This is a genomic window from Cupriavidus sp. GW822-FHT03E04 (assembly GCF_058801495.1).
Genome location: NZ_JBXANI010000040.1, coordinates 49298 through 69279, shown reverse-complemented (window position 1 = coordinate 69279; position 19982 = coordinate 49298). Strand labels below are relative to the sequence as shown.

The following is a 19982-nucleotide window of genomic DNA, read 5'->3' as shown; positions in this document are numbered from 1 at the left end:
CTGGAGCGGGAGACGAGGCTCGAACTCGCGACCTCAACCTTGGCAAGGTTGCGCTCTACCAACTGAGCTACTCCCGCAGGATCCTGCTAACTTCTTACTTAAAACACAGCTTCTGTGCCGATACCGCTCACATCTCGCTACATTCTTGCTGCTTTTCGCTTCGTTCGGTTTGTTTCGTCAGAAGCGAGAACAGGATTATTGCAAATCAGCGGCGTGGTCGTCAAGCATATTTTTCATCGAACCATCACTTTTGTGCGGTGGCCTCGCCACTCAAGCCACTGCGCTCGCGAATCTGCGGCCACGCCAGCTTCATGTAATAGAACATCGACCACAGGGTCAGCACCGCCGCCACATAGATCAGCCATGCGCCCAGCACGGAAGCATCGACGATGCCGAACAGGCTATCGTTGAAGAGCAGCAAAGGGATCGCGATCATCTGGAAGGTGGTCTTGAGCTTGCCGAGGAAATTCACCGCGACGCTCTTCGACGCCCCGATCTGCGCCATCCACTCGCGCAGCGCGGAGATGGTGATCTCCCGGCCAATGATCACCAGCGCGATCAGGTCGGCCACCCGGCCCAGCGCCAGCAGCGACAGCAGCGCGGCCGCCACCATCAGCTTGTCGGCGACCGGATCGAGAAAGGCGCCAAAGGAAGACGTCTGGTTCCAGCGCCTGGCCAGGAAACCGTCCAGCCAGTCTGTGACCGCGGCCACGATGAAAAAACCGGCTGCCGTCATGTTCTTGGCATGCATGGGCAGCCATGCTTCAGGCAGGTAGTACACGCCCACCACGAGGGGAATCATGGCAACACGGAGCCAGGTCAGCAGGATCGGTATATTCAGCGGCATGGGGGCTCGGAACGAGACGACGGCAATGGGCAACGCCGAGATTGTCGCCTATTTCAACGATGGCCGAGCATTTCCTGCCACATTGGCATCGGATTTGGCCGGATCAATGTAGCTGCCGATAGATTTCCTCGGCCAGCGCGTGCGAGATGCCATCGACGCTGGCCAATTCGTCGATGCTGGCCGCGACCACCCCGCGCAGGCCGCCAAAGCGCGTGAGCAGCTTCTGCCGGCGGCGGGCGCCGACGCCCTCGATCTCCTCCAGCCGCGAGGTGTTGCGCACCTTGGCGCGGCGCGCGCGCATGCCGGTAATGGCAAAACGGTGCGCCTCGTCGCGAATCTGCGCCACCAGCATCAGTGCCGCACTGCCCTGCCCCAGCTCCAGCGAAGGGCGGCCATCGGCGAAGATCAGCGTCTCCAGCCCGACCTTGCGGCCCTCGCCCTTGGCCACGCCGACCAACAACCCGATATCGAGGCCAAGCTCCTCGAACACCTGGCGCGCAACCTCCACCTGGCCCTTGCCGCCATCGATCAGCACCACGTTCGGCACCAGCGCCAGCGCACCGGACGCCCCCGCCTCGCCGCCTTGCTCGCCCCCCTCGGGGACGGGCTCCTGCGCCGGCGCCTGCTCCAGCATCTCCACCAGCTTCTGGTAGCGGCGGGTCAGCACCTGACGCATAGCGGCGTAGTCGTCGCCAGGCGTGATGTCCTGGATGTTGTAGCGGCGGTACTCGGCGTTCTGCATTTCATGATGGTGGAAGACCACGCAAGACGCTTGCGTGGCCTCGCCAGCGGTGTGGCTGATGTCGAAGCATTCGACCCGCAGCAAAGCGAGGTCTTCCATGTCGATGCCGATTGTCTCGGCCAGCGCGCGCGTACGGGCCTGCTGGCTGCCTTGCTCAGCCAGGCGGCGCGACAGCGCCAGCTCGGCGCCTTTCTGCGCCATCTCGAGCCAGGACCGGCGCTGCCCCTGCGGCTGGCGCACCAGCGTGACCTTGCGCCCCGCCTGCATCGACAATGCCTCCAATAGGGCCTTGTCCGGCGGCAGGTGGCTCACCACCAGGATCGGCGGCACGGCCTGGTCCAGATAGTGCTGCGCCATGAAGGCGGACAGCACCTCGGCGGCGATGCGCTCGACCGGTATGCCGGCCGGGCCGCCGAGCGCTGCCGCGCCTTCGCCAGCTGCAACGCCAGGCTCGATTGGCGCGCTGGCACCGGCATCCTCGTCCTGGTGCCCGACAATCATCGCGCCCTCCTCGACGTGCGCCGGGAAATACGCCTTGTCGCCAAGATGGCGGCCGCCGCGCACCATCGCCAGGTTGACGCACGCACGGCCACCCTCCACCGCTACCGCAAGCACGTCGATATCGCTGGACTGCCCGACCTCCTCCACGGCCTGCCGCTTGAGCACGGTGGACAGCGCGCCGATCTGGTCGCGCACCGCCGCCGCCTGCTCGAACTCCAGCCGCCCGGCGTGCTCTTCCATCTTCGCCTGCAAGCCTTCGAGCACCTCGTTCTGACGGCCTTGCAAGAAGCGCGCCGCGTTGCTGACATCGCGCGTGTAATCCGCCTCGCTGATGGCGCCCACGCAAGGCCCGGTGCAACGGTGGATCTGATGCAGCAGGCATGGCCGCGTGCGATTGGTAAAGACGGTGTCCTCGCAGGTACGCAACTGGAACACGCGCTGCAGGATCTGCATGCTCTCCCGCACAGCGCCCGCGCTGGGGAACGGCCCGAAATACTGATGCTTGCGGTCGGTGGCGCCGCGGTAGTAGGCCATGCGCGGGAAGCAATGGCTGGTCAGCTTGACGAACGGATACGACTTGTCGTCGCGGAACAGGATGTTGTAGCGCGGCGCCAGCGCCTTGATCAGGTTGTTCTCCAGCAGCAGCGCCTCGGCCTCGGTGCGCACCACCGTGGTATCGATGCGCACGATCTTGGCCACCATCATGGCAATGCGCGGCGACAGCAGCGTCTTGTTGAAGTAGCTGGAGACGCGTTTTTTCAGGTCGCGCGCCTTGCCCACGTAAAGGACATTGCCCTGGGCATCGAAGTAGCGGTAGACCCCGGGCAGGCCGGGCAATTGCGCAATCACGGCCTTGGCGTCGAATGGAGCGTCCGACACAGGTTCGGCAGGGGCCGCCAAGGACGCCTTGGCCGGCTGCTCGGGCAACCCATCCGGCTGGGTGGAGGCGGACGCGCCCTGATCGTGGGTTTCAGGTTCCTGCTGGGACATCGGTAGCGAATTGACCGTGGATTGGCCGGTGGCGCGCATACCCGGCAGGGCCAAGGCGCAACAAGCTCTAAAATCGCAAGTTTAGAGCAAATCCTTGCGGAGTCCCGCCACCATGCCCACTCAGCCCGATCGCGCCATCCGCTCCTGGGACATCTTCTGCACCGTCATCGACAACTATGGCGATATCGGCGTCTGCTGGCGGCTGGCACGCCAGCTGGCCCAGGAACACGGCCACGCCGTGCGCCTGTGGGTGGACGACCTAGCCAGCTTCGCGCGCCTTGCGCCAGGCCTCGACGTCGCCGCCCCAGAGCAAGTGCTTGCCGGCGTGACGATTCGCCCGTGGCGGCGCGCGGACGAGGAAAGCGCCGAGGAGAGCGCCGCGCGCTTCGCGGGGGTCACGCCGCACGATGCGGTGATCGAGTCCTTCGCCTGCGACCTGCCGGCCACATTCCTGGCCGCCATGGCTGTATGCGAGCCCAAACCGGCCTGGATCAATCTCGAATACATGAGCGCCGAGCCCTGGGTCAGGGAACACCACGGCATGGCCTCGCCCCACCCGCGCCTGCCACTGGTCAAGTATTTCTTCTTCCCCGGCTTCGAGCCCGGCACGGGCGGCCTGCTGCGCGAAGCCATGCTCGGCATGCAGCGCGAGCACCTGCGCACCAGCCCCGCAGCCCAAGCCGCGCTCTGGCATCGCCTTGGCTTCCAGCCCATCGACGGCGCGCTGAAAGTCAGCCTGTTCGCGTATGCCAACGCGGCTTTGCCAGCGCTGCTCGCGCAATGGCGGGATGGCCCAGACCCCGTCCAGTGCCTGGTTCCGGCCGGCCTGGCGGCGCAACAGGCAAGCGAGTGGTTCGGGGCGGCCGGTTGCGTGCCCGGCAGCGCCTTCGAGCGCGGCAACCTGACCGTACAGGTGGTGCCCTTTGTGCGCCAGGAGCACTACGATGAACTGCTCTGGCTATGCGACCTGAACTTCGTGCGTGGCGAGGATTCGTTCGTGCGCGCGCAGTGGGCTGGCCGACCCTTTGTCTGGCATATCTACCCGCAATCCGACGCGGCGCACATGGTCAAGCTCGATGCCTTCCTGGCTCTGTTCCGGCATCGGCTGGAACAAAGCGGCCAGATTGAGGTTGCCAATGCACTTTCCACCTTCTGGCACAGCTGGAATAAGGATGGTGAATCACCTGACTGGTCGCGCCTGCGCGCCCATCTGCCCGCGCTGGGTGCCGCCACCGAGCAGTGGCAGCGCAGCCTGCAGCACCTCGGCGACCTGGCCGCAAATCTCGTGGCCTTCTGCGAAAATCGGGTAAAATAATGGGTTATTTTGATGGTGACCAGGCCGGAAGACGGAAACGCCCCGCGCAAGCTTGCGCGCAGTGTGTCGGCAGAGCGCCTTCGCCATACCGAATTCCGAGACATTCTTTTTCAGGAAATAGTTCAGATGAAAACCGCACAAGAACTCCGCGTCGGCAACGTATTCATGATCGGTACCGACCCGATGGTCGTGCAGAAGGCTGAGTACAACAAGTCGGGCCGCAACTCCGCCGTGGTCAAGATGAAGTACAAGAACCTGCTGACGGAAGCCCCGGGTGAATCCGTCTTCAAGGCTGACGACAAGTTTGAAGTCGTGATGCTGGAACGCCGCGAATGCACCTACTCGTACTTCGCCGACCCGATGTACGTGTTCATGGATACCGACTTCAACCAGTACGAAGTCGAGCAGGACAGCATGGGTGACTCGCTGAACTACCTCGAAGACGGCATGACCGTCGAAGTGGTGTTCTACAATGACAAGGCCATCTCGGTGGATATGCCGACCACGCTGGTCCGCGAGATCACCTACACCGAGCCGGCCGTCAAGGGCGACACCTCGTCGGGCAAGGTGCTCAAGGGCGCCAAGATCAACACCGGCTTCGAGCTGCAAGTGCCGCTGTTCTGCAGCATCGGCGACAAGATCGAAATCGACACCCGTACCGGCGAATACCGCAGCCGCGCAAACTAAGCGCAGCTGATTCGCCGCCATCCGCAGCGCGGGTGGCGCAACGGAAAAAGGGCAGCTTCGGCTGCCCTTTTCTTTTCCCTGCTGCTTAGCGGTCTTCGGCGAATGCGGCGTCAGGCTATCAGGCCGTGGCGCTTGAGCACGCCCGTCGCGGCGGCGTACTCCGCCTCTTGCATCAACTTGTTCCAGTCCAGCGGCTTGCGGCGCCCGAACAGGCGGCGGATACGGCGTTGCGAGGTCTTGCCGATACGCACATCGAGCTCATCCAGCAACTGGTCGGCCCGCTCCGGATGGTTGCAGATCAGCACCATGTCGCATCCGGCGCCCAAGGCAGCACGCGCAGCCTCGGTCACCGTGCCTGCCACGCTGGCCCCTTCCATGCTCAGGTCATCGCTGAAGATCACGCCTTCGAAGCCCAACTGGGTACGCAGCACGTCCTGCAGCCAGTAGCGAGAGAAGCCGGCCGGGTGCGGGTCGACCTTGGGGTAGATCACGTGCGCCGGCATCACCGATGATAGCGTCATCCCCATCCACTCGTAAGGGCGCGCATCCTGCGAGAGGATCTCGTCAAGGCCGCGCTCGTCCACCGGCACGGCCACATGCGAATCCGCGGCCACAAAGCCGTGCCCCGGGAAGTGCTTGCCGCAATTGGCCATGCCGGCAAGCAGCAGGCCGTGGGTCAGGTGGTTGGCGAGCATGGTCACCACACGCGGGTCAGCGTGGAAGGCACGGTCGCCGATCACGGCGCTGAGCCCGTAGTCCAGGTCGAGCACGGGGGTGAAGCTCAGGTCGATATCGCACGCGCGCAACTCGGCCGCCAGCACGTAGCCGCAGGCCACGGCCGCCTTGGTTGCCGCCAGCACGTCCTGGTCCCACAACGCGCCAAGCCGGGCCATGGCCGGCAGGTGCGTGAAGCCATCGGTCTTGGCGCGCTGCACCCGGCCACCCTCGTGATCGATGCAGATCAGCACATCGTCGCGCACGGTGCGGATCTCATGCGTCAGTGCCTGCAGTTGCGCGCGCGACTCGAAGTTGCGCGCGAACAGGATCACGCCGCCGGTCAGTGGGTGAGAGATGCGGCGGACATCGTCCGTATCGAGTTGCTTGCCTTTGACATCGAGTACAACCGGACCCGGCCGTTTACCGGAAATCTTCTTGATCATTTGGATTCTTCACTAGGCTGGGAGGCGAGCGGCAGGCTGACGCCAGCGCCGCCCGGCTCGGCAATCGCAAAAGCGACCGCATAATCGTGTTCGTCGCTGACACTGACCCGCACCACGAGGCCGCGCTCCCGCAGCCAGGCGTCGAGCTCGCCGTGGCAATGCGGATACGGCTCGCCGGAGGGCAGGTTCAGCAGCTCCATCGCGCGCCAGGTCATCGGCCAGCGCATGCCCAGGCCGATCGCCTTGGAGAAGGCCTCCTTGGCAGCGAAACGCGTGGCCAGGAAAGCGAGCCCGCGTTTTTCCGAGCGCGCCTTGCGGGCGTGGTACTTCTGGAGTTCCTGCGGACCGAGCACCTTCTCGGCAAACCGGCCGCGCGTGCGCTCCATCACGCCCTGCACGCGCTCGATCTGGATGATGTCGGTGCCGATGCCGTAGATCACGCTGCGGCGTCCGGGCGCGGATAGGTAGTGCCCAGCCGCGCGGCAACCATGATGGCCTTCATCTCGCGCACGGCATTCTGCCAGCCGACAAAGACCGCATGCGCGACGATGGCGTGGCCGATATTCAGTTCCTTGATGCCATGCAGCGCGGCCACCGGCTGCACATTGGTGTAGTGCAGGCCGTGGCCGGCGTTGACCACCAGGCCAAGCCGCACGCCGGCATCGACGCCTTCGGCGACGCGGCGCAGCTCGGCGGCCTGCTCCTCGGCCGAATGCGCATCGGCGTAGCGCCCGGTGTGCAGTTCCACCACAGGCGCGCCGCAAGCGGCAGCGGCTTCGATCTGCTCTACCTGCGCATCGATGAACAGCGAGACGCGAATGCCCGCATCGGCCAGTTGGCGGCAGGCGGCCTTGACCTGCTCGAAGCGCCCGGCTACGTCCAGGCCGCCTTCGGTGGTGACCTCCTCGCGCCGCTCGGGCACCAGGCAGACATCCTGCGGACGGATCCCGCAGGCGATGTCGAGCATTTCCTGGGTGATCGCGCACTCCAGGTTCATGCGCGTGGCCAGCAGCGGGCGCAGCGCGTGCACGTCAGCATCGCGGATATGGCGGCGGTCTTCGCGCAGGTGCAGCGTGATCAGGTCGGCGCCGGCCTGCTCGGCCTGCAGCGCTGCCTGGATCGGATCGGGATAGACCGTGCCGCGCGCATTGCGCAGCGTGGCCACGTGGTCGATATTGACGCCAAGGTCGATGACGCCGGGATGCGCGTGGAAGATCATGCGGGTGGGCTCTAAAGGCTCGGAAACAAATCAGAGATAGTGCAGGTCGATCAAAATCTGGCGCGTCTTCAGCGGCGCGCCTTGCAAATAATAATGCAGCAGGAAGCGCATCAGGGCACGACTTTGCGTGACAGTTTGTGTACGGCTATAGTCGTCCTGCGACATGTCGAGCAGCGTCTGCCCGGAAACCACCGGCCAGGATGATGGATCGCTGGCCTGCGCGCGACGCACGCCCCGCTCGGGCTGGTAGACATAGTCCAGCTCCGGCTCGACCGTCTCACCCGAATTGGCGCACTCATCGAAAGCCACCGCAAAGCCGGTTTCCTGCAGCAGCACACGCTCGAAGCCGCGCAGCACCAGTCCGGCAGGCTCGCCGTGCGAGAGCTGGGTCAGCGTGGCCATGTACTGGCGGAACAGGGTAACGTGGGCGTCTTCGCGGGCGCAAAAGCGCAGCAGCAATTCGTTGAGATAAAAACCCGAGAGCAAGGCGTCGCTTGCCAGCGGCAGCATGCCGCCAACCCACTCCGCGCGCGTCAGTGTCTTGACCTCGCCGCGGCCGCTCCATGACAGGGAGATCGGCTGGAAATGCTGGAGTACCGGGCGCAGCGCCGAATGCGGCCGCTTGGCGCCCTTGGCCACCATGGCGACGCGCCCGTGGTCACGCGTGAACACGTCGAGGATCAGGCTGGTTTCGCGGTAAGGCCAGGCATGCAGCACGAAGCCGGGCTGGTTGGCGACGCGCAGCTCGGTGCGCGCCGGCACAATGCGCAACGCGCGATCCATCATCGCGCGCTGCTCCGCCACTGCCATGCCAGGCACGGCATGGCTGCCCAGCAGTTCGGCGGCTTCTTCCACCACCGGGTCAATGCGGCGGGCCTTCAGGGCAGGCCCGCCCGCTCTATCACTCATAGCCGTAGGCGCGCAATCCAGCTTCGTTGTCGGCCCAGCCGCTCTTGACCTTGATGAACATCTCCAGGTAGACCTTGCCGTCGAACAGCTTCTCCATGTCGATGCGGGCCTCCGTGGAAATGGTCTTGAGCTTGGCGCCCTTGTTGCCGATGATCATGGCCTTGTGCCCATCGCGCTCGACCAGGATGGTGGCAAAGATGCGCCGCAGCCGGCCTTCGGTCTCGAATTTCTCGATGATGACCGTGCTGGTGTAGGGCAGCTCGTCGCCGGTCCAGCGGAACACCTTCTCGCGGATGATCTCCGAGGCCATGAAGCGCTCGCTGCGATCGGTCATGGAGTCGGCGTCGTACATCGGCTCACCTTCCGGCAAGTAAGGCCGGATGATGGCGAGCAAGCGCTCGATGTGATCGTGGGTCTTGGCCGACATCGGCACCACTTCCGCGAACTGGAACTGGTGCCCCATCTTTTCCAGGAAGGGCATCATCACCTCGGCCCGGTCCGCGCCAAGGCGATCCAGCTTGTTGGTGACCAGCAGCACCGGCACTTTCTTGGGCAGCAGCGACAGCACCTTCTCGTCGTCGGCGCCGTAGTAGCCGGCCTCAACCACGAACAGCACCAGGTCCACCGACGACAGGGTCGAGGTGACGGCACGGTTCAGCGAGCGGTTCAGCGCGCTGGCATGGCGGGTCTGGAAACCCGGCGTATCGACGAAGACGAACTGGGCGTCCTCGGTAGTCTGGATGCCAACGATGCGGTGGCGCGTGGTCTGCGCCTTGCGGGAGGTGATGCTGACCTTCTGGCCAACCAGCGCGTTCATCAGCGTGGACTTGCCGACGTTGGGACGCCCGACAATCGCCACGGTGCCGCAACGAAAGGCTGCGCTTGGGGTACCCGCGGCATCTTGCTGCGGATTGGTAGATTCGGTCATTCCTTCAACCTGAGAGACAACTGGGGATCGGGCGGCACCGGCTGCTTGCGCGTCTTGCCGGTGCGCTCGGCCCGGCTGCGCTTGAGCAACTGGGGCACGAGTTTTTGCACCTCGTCGAGCGCCAGCTTGGCGGCGGCTTGTTCGGCGGCACGGCGCGACGCGCCGGTACCGAACACCCGCACTTCCAGTTTAGGCACGGTGCACTCGACTTCAAACTGCTGATTATGCGCGGCGCCATGGGTGGCGATCACGTTATATTGCGGCAGGGCTATCTTGTGGCCTTGCAGGTACTCCTGCAACAGCGTCTTGGCATCCTTGCCCAGTGTGCGCGGATCCACCTGCTCGAGGATGGGGATGTAGAGCTTGCGGATCAGTGTGCGCGCACCTTCGAAGCCGGCATCGAGGAATACGGCGCCGACGATGGCTTCCAGCGCATCGGCAAGAATCGAAGGGCGGCGGAAACCGCCGCTCTTCAGTTCGCCCTCGCCCAGGCGCAGCGCTTCGGACAACTGCAGCATCTGGGCAATTTCATACAGCGCCTGCTGCTTGACCAGGTTGGCGCGCACGCGGGAGAGATCGCCTTCGTCGAGCTTGCTGAACATGCCGTACAGCATATCGGCCACGGCGCAGTTCAGCACCGAATCGCCCAGGAATTCCAGGCGCTCGTTGTGCAAGGCACTGTGGCTGCGGTGCGTCAGCGCCTGCTGCAGCAATTCTGGCTTGCTGAAGCGGTAGCCGAGGCGTTGCTGCAAGGCATCGAGGTTCATGTCAGTACTGCGTTCCCGAATAGGTAATCATAAGGCTCAGAGGGCCGTATAACGGCACCTCGTTACGGTAGGAAAAACCCACCGAGCGGATCGTGCCATTGTCGTCCTCGTGAATGTCCAGATCGTCGCTGCGCACAGCGGTGATACGGTCAATCTGTGCCTGCTTGGCGAAATAATCGGCCACTTCGCGTTTGTTGGATGCCTGTTGCTTGGCATAACTGATGGCGCGCTTGACCGAAAAGTACTCCAGCAAGCTTGGGATCGCCCTGACCGCCGGGATCACGATGCCTCCGACGATCAAGATGACGATCAGCAAGCTGCCAAGGGAGAATCCGCGCACCTTGTACCGCCCCGCCAGACGCGCCCTCCCCCTCCTTGAACCAACCTCCCGACGCGATTGATCCGTTTGTTCTGCCAGTGCCGTTTGACCAGCCTGACCCTTCTGACCACTCTGACCCTGTTGACCCATGTTGCGCTTTCCCTCGCTTGACTGGAGTGATTTATTCGCGCCGCGGAAGGCTTACTTGAACGCCCCCACGCGTCCGATATTGCCGAGGTTCATCCAGATCAGGAATGCCCGGCCGACAATATTCTGATCGGGCACGAAGCCCCAATAACGTGAATCCAGGCTGTTGTCGCGGTTGTCGCCCATCACAAAATAGTGACCTTGCGGCACCTTGCAGGTCAGCCCCTGCTGATTGTAAGTGCAGTTTTCGCGGAACGGAAAATCGGGGTCCGCGCCGGAGACAAACGGCGGCCGGTCGGCGTCGTTGAGGATACCGTGCTCCGGGCCGTCGGGCAGCTTCTCGCGGAAGTGCTTCGAATACGAAAGCCGTTCTTCATCCAGGTAATCGGGCAGCGGGCTGTAGTCGGCGGCCTTGCCGTTGATGGTCAGTCGCTTGTTCTGGTAGCTCACCACATCGCCCGGCACGCCGATCACACGCTTGATGTAGTCGAGGGACTGATCCTTCGGGTAGCGGAACACCATCACGTCGCCGCGCTTCGGGTCGCCGACCGAGAGGATCTTCTTGTTCACCACCGGCAGCCTGATGCCGTAGTCGTACTTGTTGACCAGGATGAAGTCGCCGATCAGCAGCGTCGGGATCATCGAGCCGGACGGGATCTTGAACGGCTCGACCACGAAGGAGCGCAGCACGAACACGGCCAGGATTACCGGGAAGAAGCTTGCGGAATACTCCAGCCACCAAGGCTGGCGCAGCTTTTCCTCGGCGAGGCGGCTACGCGACGTGTCGATCTCGCCGACGCCGTAGCGTCCCTGGAGATCGGCTTTGCGCGCATCGAACTCGGCCAGCGCGGACTGGGCGGAAAGCCGCCGCTGTTTCTCGAACACCAGTTTGTCGGCCACCCAGGCAATGCCCGTAATAACCACAAGCACAAAAAGGATCAGTGCAAAATTCATGTCGGCTAGATCGTCGTGTTGTTTTGATAGAGTCCGCGTCAACCACTGCCAGGAGCCTGCCGGCAGTGCCGGCGCGGCCCAGCCGGCTTACTTGTCGCCCACCTGCAGGATCGCGAGGAAGGCCTCCTGGGGAATCTCGACCGAACCCACTTGCTTCATGCGCTTCTTGCCTGCCTTTTGCTTCTCCAGCAGCTTCTTCTTACGCGAGATATCCCCGCCGTAGCACTTGGCAAGCACGTTCTTGCGCAGCGCCTTAACGTTCTCGCGCGCGATGATGTTGACGCCGATGGTGGCCTGGATGGCGACGTCGTACATCTGGCGCGGGATGATCTCGCGCATCTTGGACACGACTTCGCGGCCACGGTACTGCGAGTTGGAGCGGTGCACGATCACGGACAAGGCATCGACCTTGTCGCCGTTGATCAGGATGTCCACCTTGACCACGTCGGCGGCGCGATACTCCTTGAACTCGTAGTCCATCGAGGCGTAGCCGCGCGACACGGACTTCAGCCGGTCGAAGAAGTCCATGACGATTTCCGCCATCGGAATCTCATACGTAAGCTGCACCTGCTTGCCGTGATAGCTCATGTTGATCTGCGTGCCGCGCTTCTGCGTGCACAGCGTGATCACCGAGCCGACGTAAGCCTGCGGCATGTACAGGTTGACCGTGACGATGGGCTCGAGGATGTTCTCGATGCGGCTCGGGTCCGGCATCTTGGCCGGGTTCTCCACGATCAGCTTGGTCTTGTCGCGCATGTCGACCTCGTACACCACCGTCGGTGCGGTGGTGATGAGGTCCATGTCGAATTCGCGTTCCAGGCGCTCCTGCACGATCTCCATGTGCAGCAGACCCAGGAAGCCGCAGCGGAAGCCGAAGCCAAGCGCCTGCGACACCTCGGGCTCGTACTGCAGCGATGCGTCGTTGAGCTTGAGTTTTTCCAGCGATTCGCGCAGCGCTTCGTACTGGTTGGCTTCCACCGGGTACAGGCCGGCGAACACCTGCGGCTTGACTTCCTTGAAACCAGGCAGCGGCTCGGCCGCCTTGCGCGCCATGGTGGTGATGGTGTCACCCACCTTGGCGGCCTTCAATTCCTTGATGCCGGCGATCACGAAGCCCACCTGCCCTGCCTGCAGCGACTCGCGCGGCAGCGACTTGGGCGAGAACACGCCGACCTGCTCGACCAGGTGCTGCGAGCCCGTGGCCATCAGCAGGACCTTGTCCTTGGGCTTGAGGGTGCCGTTGACCACGCGCACCAGCATCACCACGCCCACGTAGTTGTCGAACCACGAGTCGATGATCAGGGCCTGCAGCGGAGCGGCGGGATCGCCCTTGGGCGGCGGCACGCGGGCGATCATCGCCTCAATGACGTCCTGCACGCCGAGGCCGGTCTTGGCCGAGCAAGGCGTGGCGTCATGCGCGTCGATGCCGATCACTTCCTCGATCTCGCGGATCGCGTTTTCGGGATCGGCCGACGGCAGGTCGATCTTGTTCAATACCGGCACCACTTCCACGCCGAGCTCGATCGCGGTGTAGCAGTTCGCGACGGTCTGCGCTTCCACGCCCTGCGAGGCATCGACCACCAGCAACGCGCCTTCGCAGGCGGACAACGAGCGGCTCACTTCATAGCTGAAGTCGACGTGTCCCGGGGTGTCGATGAGGTTGAGGTTGTAGATCTTGCCGTCACGCGCCTTGTAGCTCAGCGCGGCGGTCTGCGCCTTGATGGTGATGCCGCGCTCCTTCTCGATGTCCATCGAGTCAAGCACCTGCGCTTCCATCTCGCGATCGGACAGGCCTCCGCAGAGTTGGATGATGCGGTCGGCCAGGGTCGATTTACCGTGGTCGATGTGGGCGATGATCGAGAAATTGCGGATATGGTCCATCTGATACTCAGGGGTGCGCCGTTTCAGGCCACGAAGTGCCCGCGTGGGCACGCCGGGCGGCGCAGCAATTATGAACGGCCTGGAACTGGCGCCCTGCTGGGCGCACGCCGATCCCGGCCGCAGGTTGGTGACGCAGACTTTGCGCCAAAGTGCGATTTTACCGTATTTTCAAGGACTTCCGTATTGCGAAATGGACCACGGCGCTAGCCCTGCAGCCAGACCAGGCTTTGCCGGGCGCACTTATGTGCCATCGAACGCCCCATTACCCACCTGTTCGCCCGCCCGCGGCCCCGCATGTGCGGCCAACCACGCTCGCACCCGCTTTTCGTCAAGAAAGTAATGGCACAGCTCCACGTCCGGGCCGGCCGGGGAACCGGCCATCAGCACGGGCACCAACTCGTCGAAACGGGCTATGGCCGCCAGATCGGCATCCACGTCCACCTCGTGCAAGACAAAGGAAAAATCGCGCCGGAGCGACTCCAGCGCGATTTTCATGTCCTCGCACAGATGGCAGTAGCTCCTGCCATACAGTGTGAGATCGGCCATGATGGCGGCGCCGGTCAGCGCGAGGACATCGTGCCCGGCCTCAGGGTCAGCACCTGGGTGGCATCCCCGCGGCGCACGAACACCGCTGCGATCTTGGCTTTGTCGAGTCCCTTGACCAGTTCGTTGAACTGCTTAGGGCTGGTCACGTCGCTGTCACCCAACCGCAGGATGATGTCGCCCTGTCGAATGCCGGCACGCATCGCCGGACCATCCGCCTGCTCGACCTCGACCCCCGACTTGATCTTGAGCTCCTTGAGCTTTGCGTCGGGAATCTCATTGACGATCAATCCAAGCGCATTGGGCTTGGCCGCCGGCGGGGTGTTATCGTCGCGCGGTCCATTGCCGCGGGTTTTCACCTTCGCATCCGCATCCAGCTCGGCCACGGTGATGGACATCTCGCGCGTCGCGCCCTTGCGCCAGAGCTGCAGCGGAACGCGCGTGCCCGGCTTGATGTCGCCAACCATGCGCGGCAGATCCGACGCCTTCTCGATGTCGCGGCCGTTAAACTTGAGAATGATGTCACCAGCCTCGATCCCCGCCTTCTCGGCAGGGCCACCGGGCTCGACGCTGCCGACCAGCGCGCCCCGGGCGCGGCCCAGGCCGAGCGAATCGGCAACTTCCTTGGTCACATCACCGATTGCCACCGCGATGCGTCCGCGCGTGACCTTGCCGGTCGCCTTGAGCTGCTCGGTGACCCGCATGGCTTCGTCAATCGGGATGGCGAAGGAGATACCCATATAGCCGCCGCTGCGGCTGTAGATCTGTGAGTTGATGCCGATCACCTCGCCACGCAGGTTGATCAGCGGACCGCCAGAATTGCCGGGGTTGACCGCCACATCGGTCTGGATGAACGGCAGGTAGTCACCCGTATCGCGCCCCTTGGCGGAGACGATGCCTGCAGTCACGGTGTTATCGAGGCCAAAGGGAGAACCAATGGCCAGCACCCATTCGCCAGCGCGAACCTTGTCCGAATCGCCGAGCGTCAGCTTGGGCAGGCCGGTCGCCTCGACCTTGAGCAAGGCGACATCGGTGCGCTTGTCCGAGCCGATCAGCTTGGCCTTGAATTCACGCTTGTCGGGCAGCGTGACGTAGATGGTTTCCGCATCAGCAACAACGTGGGCATTGGTCATCACATAGCCATCCTGGCTAATGACAAAACCCGATCCCACGCCACGACTCTGCTCCTCGCCTTGCGGCGGCTGGCCACGGCGCGGGGCACCCGGCGGCGTGGGTGCACCTGGCATGGGCACGCCAAAGAAACGGCGGAAGAACTCTGCCATTTCGTCATCTTCCGTCCCCCCCGGCGTGCCGCGCGCGCGCACGCGCTCGGTGGTGCGGATGTTCACGACAGCCGGTCCGGCCTTTTCCACCAGATCGGTGAAGTCGGGCAGGTTATAGGATGGCGCGGCGGCCTGCGCGTGACTCAACTCCGCGACAAAGGGCGCAAAGGCGAGAATGGCAGCCATGAGCACGGTCCGAGCCAAGGCTGGAGATCTTGGTGACATCGTCGACTCCCGGGAAATCAGCGAAAAGAGGAAGAAAGCACAGGCGGCAGGGTTGCCGATCGGTGGCGGCCCACAGGCGGTGTTCACGCCTGCGGCAACGCCGCGATCCGGCCTAGTGGGCTTTCGGTGGTTTGTATTCTACCGCCGAGGCAAACTGCCTCACTGTGGCCGGCGGGACTTCACCCACCACGGTGATCCAGAAATCGGCTACGCGGCGTACCACGACCTGCGTGGCACCCAGCGAGGCGACGCCTTCGCGGCGCACGCGCTGCTCGGAAACCGGCTCGATAAACACCGACAGGCCGGTCAAGCCATCGCTGTAGACGACCTGGAGCACTTCGAAGACATTGCCGCGCGGGTTGGCCTGCGGTGCGCGCAGTTCTCCCAGCGGGCGGCGAACCTCGCGGATCTTCAGGAACCCCTTGACCGGAACCGCGATGCTCCAGCCTTCATCGGCAATATTGGCCGGATGGTTGGTCACCTCATAGTGAGTCCAGGAGCCGGAGTTCTTGATGGCCGTGAGAATGCGCTGCTTTTCCGATGGCACGCCGATATCGACTTGCGAAAAAGCAACCTGTTCCAGCACTTTGCCGCCCTCGCCCAGGGTCTGTGCACGCATCAGCAAGCCAGAATTCTTCTCCGCCCAAAGCCGCACGGCGTAGCGCGCCGCGTCATGCGGCTCGAGCGAAAAGACCTCGCACTCGACGCCAGCCACGCGCTCGCCCGGAAGCTTGCGCATATCGTAGATATCGAGCACATCGTTCTTGTTGGTGGCCAGCAGCGCCGGGAAACGATCCTTGGCCTCCTGCTTCTCCACCACCACCAGCTTGGCCTCGGGAATCAGGCTGTGGACGATGTCGTTCTGGCGCAGCACCTCGCGCGGCTTGCCGTCAAGGGTTTCAAGCCGTTCATACTCGTTGTTGACGAGATCGCTGTAGTGCTGGATACGCGATGCATGCATCACGCTGCCACGCTGATAAATCAGCGTGCCGACATAATTCTCGCGCTGGGCCGCGCGATGGATCTTGTTGAGCCAGGCCGTTGCGTCGCGACGGGCCAGCGTATTGTCCGGCGGCTGCGCAGTTGCCGCAGCCGCAGTCAGACACAAGGCCAGAAAAAAGGACCTGCGAAGGGCCCTAATTCTGTGTGCGCCCGCTACGTTGGCGGGCGACCATCCTTTATGCATGTCCGGCATTATTCCTGCGAATTGTCCTGAGAGAAGTTTGCGCTGTTAGCCACTTGGCGCATGGTCGGCACTACCGCATCGGTGGCAACCGAGACGCGGTGAGCGCGAAGATATTCATCCAGACGGGGATCGCGGATCATCTGCGCGTTATCGGCGGAGACAGTCACGATGCCGCCAGCCTTGGGCGCTGCAGGTTGCTCGACACGCGCCACTACCGCATCCGGTGTGCCGAGGTCGGCGGCGCCGCGCATCTGCGGCACGGCTACCCAGCTGACGGCGGCCACTGCAGCGGCAATCGCGGTGCTCGGCATGACGCGCCGCACCCACGACGGCTTGAACAGCAGGCGATGAGCCGACGACGCCTTGGCGACGGCGGGCACCAGCACATGCGGCTCACTGTCCAGACGAGCGGAAAACCGGGAAAGAAAGTCATCGGTCGAGCCGGCATGCGTCAGTTCTTCCGAACGCAGGGCATCGCCAATCAATTGATAAGAGGCCCAACTCGCCATGCCTGCCTCGCTTTTCGCGAGATCCAACACGGCGTTTACTTCGTGCGGCGCCAGCTCGCCATCCATCAGCACGGAGATTTGCTCCGCTGCTTCCACTTCATGAACCGACTGCTTATGAGCCTGACCCATTTCCCACCCCTAGAAAAACCATTGAACAACCGACAATCCCGTCTACTGCTTTGTCGTTTTTCGATGCAGGAATAGGCTGCAACGCTGGCCGCACGACATTTTATTTACTGCTTACCACTAGGTATCACTACCTACTACCACCGCTTGCCCTCTGCTGTTCCGAGCAGCGGGCGCAATTTATCGGCAATCGCCTCGCGCGCCCGGAAGATGCGTGACCGGACCGTGCCGATCGGGCAACCCATGGCTTCCGCGATCTCCTCATAACTGAGGCCCTCGATCTCGCGAAGGGTGATGGCGGTGCGCAATTCCTCGGGCAGTGCTTCCATCGCGCGGTTGACCGTCTCGGCCACCTGGCGGGTATGGAGCATCGACTCCGGCGTATTGATATCTCTTAGTTGCTCACCGTCCGCAAAAGTTTCAGCCTCTTCGGCATCGATATCACTGGAGGCTTCCGGCCGGCGCCCCTGGGTCGCCAGGTAGTTCTTCGCCGTGTTCACCGCAATCCGGTACAACCAGGTGTAGAACGCCGACTCACCGCGAAATTGCGGCAACGCACGATACGCCTTGATGAAGGCGTCTTGTGCCACATCCTCCACTTCCGCGGAATCCCGCACCAAACGCGAAATGAGCCTGATGATCTTGCGGTGGTATTTCACCACCAACAATTCAAAGGCCCGCTTATCGCCCTGCTGGACGCGTTCAACGAGGAGCTGATCGGCTTCGCGTTCGCTCACGAATATTTCACCTGCAGTGTATCTCTTGGTATCGTCTTCACGACAAACGTTGTATTTTACCTACGTTGCGGACCGCACGGTCAGTGCGTTGCAACGCATATTGTGAAGAATGGTTGAAATAGCCGCACATCAGCCGGCCTCGCCGGCCGCCGGGCCTTCACGGCGCGCAACCCGAATAGTGCGCCTCAGGGCGCGCAAAGCGCTGGCACCGGCAAATGCGCGATTGACCACCAGCACACGTGGTGGCCGTCCGGCCACCGGCTCCAGGGCCAGCACGAGCGCCAGCTCGCCCAGTTCCCAGCTGGATTCCACCCTCGCTATCGCGCGGCTGCCGTCCGGCATATCGACCAGGATGCCAGGCCGGCCGGTACGGTCCCGCCCTGGCGCAAGGCCGCCGTAGGCACAGGCGGCACCGTGCCAGAGCTTGGGCCAATGCCAGGCCAGCCAGCCGCACAACCCGGCCAGGCCGGCTACCAACAGCCACTGCGTGAAATCCCAGCCTTGCGCCGAGCGCCCCAGTTCCTGCACGCCTTGCCAGGCCAGCAACGCGAACGTTGCCAGCTCGCAGGCCAGGAACAGCACCAAGGCCCACCGCAAGGGATGGATCCTGGAACGCAAAGGGGAAGCCACCCGGCGGCCGCCGGGTTCAGGCGCGACGGAAGACAAGCGTGCCGTTGGTGCCGCCGAAGCCGAAGTTGTTTTTCACCGCCACATCGATCTTCAGTTCACGTGCCGTATTGGCCACGTAATCCAGGTCGCACTCGGGATCCTGGTTGAAGATGTTGATGGTCGGCGGCGACACCTGGTGGTGCAGCGCCAGCACGGTGAAGACCGACTCAAGCCCGCCCGCGCCACCCAGCAAGTGGCCAGTCATCGACTTGGTCGAGTTGACCGCCAGCTTGTAGGCATGATCGCCAAAGGCCAGCTTGATCGCTTCGGTCTCGTTCTTGTCACCAAGCGGAGTCGAGGTGCCGTGCGCATTCAGGTAGCCGACTTCATCCGCATTGATGCCAGCATCCCTGAGGGCGTTGGCCATGCAGCGGCGGGGGCCGTCCATATTGGGCGCGGTCATGTGGTAAGCGTCGCCGCTCATGCCGAAGCCGATCAGCTCCGCATAGATCCTGGCGCCACGCGCCTTGGCCGACTCGTACTCCTCGAGCATGACCACACCGGCGCCCTCGCCCAGCACGAAGCCATCGCGATCCTTGTCCCAGGGGCGGGAGGCGGCTGCGGGGTCATCGTTACGGGTCGACAGCGCACGCGCTGCGGCAAAACCGCCAATGCCCAGCGGGGAGACGGTGGATTCAGCGCCACCGGCCAGCATCACGTCGGCGTCCCCCGCCTGGATCAGGCGGGCCGCCAGGCCAATGCTGTGCAGGCCGGTGGTGCAAGCCGTGACCGCGGCCAGGTTGGGACCCTTGAGTCCATGGATGATGGACAGGTGGCCCGAGATCATGTTGATGATCGAGCCAGGCACGAAGAACGGGGAGATCCGGCGCGGACCGCGATTGGTCAGCTCCGCGTGGGTATCCTCGATCATCGGCAGGCCGCCGATGCCCGATCCGACCAGCACGCCAATGCGGTCGGCATTGGCTTCGGTCACTTCGTAGCCGCTATCCTTCAGCGCCTGCGAACCCGCTGCGATGCCATAGTGGATAAAGGTATCCATATGGCGGGCTTCCTTGGCCGGGATGTAGTCCTCGGCGTTGAACCCCTTGACCTCGCCAGCGAAGTGCACGGCAAGCGCGGAATGATCGAATTTGGTGACGGTGGCAATGCCAGACTTGCCGGCAACCAGGTTGGCCCAGCCTTCGGCAACCGTGTTTCCGACCGGAGACACAAGGCCAAGCCCAGTGACGACGACGCGACGACGGCTCACTATGATTTCCTACGGGTACGTGAAGCAAAACCGGATTGGGAATCGATGCCAGCCAACGGCCAGCAACTGGCCGCACCGACACCGGCGCAACGCATCCAATTGTGCTTCTTCGAACAGACGAAAGCCAC

At 63.3% G+C, this 19982-nt stretch carries 20 protein-coding genes and 1 tRNA gene; 2 read left to right on the top strand and 19 right to left on the bottom strand.

The features are described 5' to 3' along the window. Position 1: 1 nt before the first annotated feature. The 3 genes from AC1RQC_RS37160 to uvrC all read right to left on the bottom strand — a co-directional run bounded on the left by AC1RQC_RS37160 (position 2) and on the right by uvrC (position 3080). Positions 2–77 (bottom strand) — tRNA-Gly (locus AC1RQC_RS37160). A gap of 167 nt (positions 78–244) precedes the next feature. Further along, complete coding sequence (pgsA, locus tag AC1RQC_RS37155; protein ID WP_043347835.1) at positions 245–847, bottom strand: CDP-diacylglycerol--glycerol-3-phosphate 3-phosphatidyltransferase; 603 nt, start codon at positions 845–847, stop codon at positions 245–247. A gap of 103 nt (positions 848–950) precedes the next feature. Continuing rightward, the gene (uvrC, locus tag AC1RQC_RS37150) at positions 951–3080 is read right to left on the bottom strand and encodes an excinuclease ABC subunit UvrC (RefSeq protein ID WP_492813847.1); all 2130 of its coding nucleotides are present in this window, start codon (positions 3078–3080) and stop codon (positions 951–953) included. Positions 3081–3192: 112 nt separating this feature from the next. Here uvrC and earP point away from each other — a divergent pair, with 112 nt between their 5' ends. Continuing rightward, the gene (gene earP / locus AC1RQC_RS37145; RefSeq protein WP_492813845.1) at positions 3193–4395 is read left to right on the top strand and encodes an elongation factor P maturation arginine rhamnosyltransferase EarP; all 1203 of its coding nucleotides are present in this window, start codon (positions 3193–3195) and stop codon (positions 4393–4395) included. Between the two features lie 126 nt (positions 4396–4521). Continuing rightward, positions 4522–5082 (top strand): elongation factor P, encoded by a 561-nt coding sequence (gene efp / locus AC1RQC_RS37140; RefSeq protein ID WP_043347839.1) that lies wholly within the window; start codon positions 4522–4524, stop codon positions 5080–5082. A 110-nt stretch (positions 5083–5192) separates the two neighbouring features. On the opposite strand, the gene nagZ is transcribed toward efp, so the two are convergent. From nagZ to fabF, 16 genes are all read right to left on the bottom strand, one after another. Continuing rightward, positions 5193–6242 carry a beta-N-acetylhexosaminidase gene (gene nagZ / locus AC1RQC_RS37135; protein ID WP_492813842.1) on the bottom strand — a complete coding sequence of 350 codons (1050 nt, stop codon included), beginning with the start codon at positions 6240–6242 and terminating at the stop codon, positions 5193–5195. After that, positions 6239–6682, bottom strand: coding sequence for a holo-ACP synthase (gene acpS / locus AC1RQC_RS37130; protein ID WP_492374588.1), 444 nt, complete (start codon positions 6680–6682; stop codon positions 6239–6241). Before acpS ends, nagZ begins: the two co-directional genes overlap by 4 nt. Further along, positions 6679–7461 carry a pyridoxine 5'-phosphate synthase gene (pdxJ, locus tag AC1RQC_RS37125; RefSeq protein WP_492374589.1) on the bottom strand — a complete coding sequence of 261 codons (783 nt, stop codon included), beginning with the start codon at positions 7459–7461 and terminating at the stop codon, positions 6679–6681. The genes acpS and pdxJ overlap by 4 nt, the downstream gene beginning before the upstream one ends. A 30-nt stretch (positions 7462–7491) precedes the next feature. After that, positions 7492–8370, bottom strand: coding sequence for a DNA repair protein RecO (gene recO, locus AC1RQC_RS37120; RefSeq protein ID WP_416049174.1), 879 nt, complete (start codon positions 8368–8370; stop codon positions 7492–7494). After that, the gene (gene era / locus AC1RQC_RS37115) at positions 8363–9298 is read right to left on the bottom strand and encodes a GTPase Era (protein ID WP_174425095.1); all 936 of its coding nucleotides are present in this window, start codon (positions 9296–9298) and stop codon (positions 8363–8365) included. The genes recO and era overlap by 8 nt, the downstream gene beginning before the upstream one ends. Next, entirely contained in the window at positions 9295–10065 is a 771-nt protein-coding gene (gene rnc / locus AC1RQC_RS37110) for a ribonuclease III (protein WP_020205117.1), read from the bottom strand. Before rnc ends, era begins: the two co-directional genes overlap by 4 nt. A gap of 1 nt (position 10066) precedes the next feature. Continuing rightward, positions 10067–10534: a DUF4845 domain-containing protein gene (locus AC1RQC_RS37105; protein ID WP_492374590.1), complete on the bottom strand. Its 468-nt coding sequence runs from the start codon at positions 10532–10534 to the stop codon at positions 10067–10069. Between the two features lie 51 nt (positions 10535–10585). Continuing rightward, on the bottom strand, positions 10586–11485 hold the full coding sequence (gene lepB, locus AC1RQC_RS37100) for a signal peptidase I (RefSeq protein ID WP_174425133.1): 900 nt from the start codon (positions 11483–11485) through the stop codon (positions 10586–10588). A gap of 87 nt (positions 11486–11572) precedes the next feature. Continuing rightward, positions 11573–13366: a translation elongation factor 4 gene (gene lepA, locus AC1RQC_RS37095; RefSeq protein WP_150983163.1), complete on the bottom strand. Its 1794-nt coding sequence runs from the start codon at positions 13364–13366 to the stop codon at positions 11573–11575. 240 nt (positions 13367–13606) lie between these two features. After that, positions 13607–13912, bottom strand: a complete 306-nt coding sequence (locus AC1RQC_RS37090; RefSeq protein WP_492886405.1) for a glutaredoxin family protein — start codon at positions 13910–13912, stop codon at positions 13607–13609. A 14-nt stretch (positions 13913–13926) separates the two neighbouring features. Further along, positions 13927–15417, bottom strand: a complete 1491-nt coding sequence (locus tag AC1RQC_RS37085) for a DegQ family serine endoprotease (protein ID WP_492374611.1) — start codon at positions 15415–15417, stop codon at positions 13927–13929. Positions 15418–15529: 112 nt separating this feature from the next. After that, positions 15530–16603: a MucB/RseB C-terminal domain-containing protein gene (locus AC1RQC_RS37080; protein ID WP_492374592.1), complete on the bottom strand. Its 1074-nt coding sequence runs from the start codon at positions 16601–16603 to the stop codon at positions 15530–15532. 8 nt (positions 16604–16611) lie between these two features. Continuing rightward, positions 16612–17241, bottom strand: a complete 630-nt coding sequence (locus AC1RQC_RS37075; RefSeq protein ID WP_150983159.1) for a sigma-E factor negative regulatory protein — start codon at positions 17239–17241, stop codon at positions 16612–16614. Positions 17242–17375: 134 nt separating this feature from the next. After that, on the bottom strand, positions 17376–17975 hold the full coding sequence (gene rpoE, locus AC1RQC_RS37070) for an RNA polymerase sigma factor RpoE (RefSeq protein WP_006158605.1): 600 nt from the start codon (positions 17973–17975) through the stop codon (positions 17376–17378). A gap of 129 nt (positions 17976–18104) precedes the next feature. Further along, positions 18105–18572, bottom strand: a complete 468-nt coding sequence (locus tag AC1RQC_RS37065) for a hypothetical protein (RefSeq protein WP_492374593.1) — start codon at positions 18570–18572, stop codon at positions 18105–18107. Positions 18573–18621: 49 nt separating this feature from the next. After that, the gene (fabF, locus tag AC1RQC_RS37060) at positions 18622–19854 is read right to left on the bottom strand and encodes a beta-ketoacyl-ACP synthase II (protein WP_492374594.1); all 1233 of its coding nucleotides are present in this window, start codon (positions 19852–19854) and stop codon (positions 18622–18624) included. Positions 19855–19982: the final 128 nt, after the last annotated feature.

Excerpts from the sequence above, each read along its gene's own strand:
- pgsA (WP_043347835.1), bottom strand. The coding sequence starts at position 847 with ATGCCGCTGAATATACCGATCCTGCTGACCTGGCTCCGTGTTGCCATG.
- uvrC (WP_492813847.1), bottom strand. The coding sequence starts at position 3,080 with ATGTCCCAGCAGGAACCTGAAACCCACGATCAGGGCGCGTCCGCCTCC.
- earP (WP_492813845.1), top strand. The coding sequence starts at position 3,193 with ATGCCCACTCAGCCCGATCGCGCCATCCGCTCCTGGGACATCTTCTGC.
- efp (WP_043347839.1), top strand. The coding sequence starts at position 4,522 with ATGAAAACCGCACAAGAACTCCGCGTCGGCAACGTATTCATGATCGGT.
- nagZ (WP_492813842.1), bottom strand. The coding sequence starts at position 6,242 with ATGATCAAGAAGATTTCCGGTAAACGGCCGGGTCCGGTTGTACTCGAT.
- pdxJ (WP_492374589.1), bottom strand. The coding sequence starts at position 7,461 with ATGATCTTCCACGCGCATCCCGGCGTCATCGACCTTGGCGTCAATATC.
- recO (WP_416049174.1), bottom strand. The coding sequence starts at position 8,370 with ATGAGTGATAGAGCGGGCGGGCCTGCCCTGAAGGCCCGCCGCATTGAC.
- era (WP_174425095.1), bottom strand. The coding sequence starts at position 9,298 with ATGACCGAATCTACCAATCCGCAGCAAGATGCCGCGGGTACCCCAAGC.
- rnc (WP_020205117.1), bottom strand. The coding sequence starts at position 10,065 with ATGAACCTCGATGCCTTGCAGCAACGCCTCGGCTACCGCTTCAGCAAG.
- AC1RQC_RS37105 (WP_492374590.1), bottom strand. The coding sequence starts at position 10,534 with ATGGGTCAACAGGGTCAGAGTGGTCAGAAGGGTCAGGCTGGTCAAACG.
- lepB (WP_174425133.1), bottom strand. The coding sequence starts at position 11,485 with ATGAATTTTGCACTGATCCTTTTTGTGCTTGTGGTTATTACGGGCATT.
- lepA (WP_150983163.1), bottom strand. The coding sequence starts at position 13,366 with ATGGACCATATCCGCAATTTCTCGATCATCGCCCACATCGACCACGGT.
- AC1RQC_RS37090 (WP_492886405.1), bottom strand. The coding sequence starts at position 13,912 with ATGGCCGATCTCACACTGTATGGCAGGAGCTACTGCCATCTGTGCGAG.
- AC1RQC_RS37085 (WP_492374611.1), bottom strand. The coding sequence starts at position 15,417 with ATGTCACCAAGATCTCCAGCCTTGGCTCGGACCGTGCTCATGGCTGCC.
- AC1RQC_RS37080 (WP_492374592.1), bottom strand. The coding sequence starts at position 16,603 with ATGCATAAAGGATGGTCGCCCGCCAACGTAGCGGGCGCACACAGAATT.
- AC1RQC_RS37075 (WP_150983159.1), bottom strand. The coding sequence starts at position 17,241 with ATGGGTCAGGCTCATAAGCAGTCGGTTCATGAAGTGGAAGCAGCGGAG.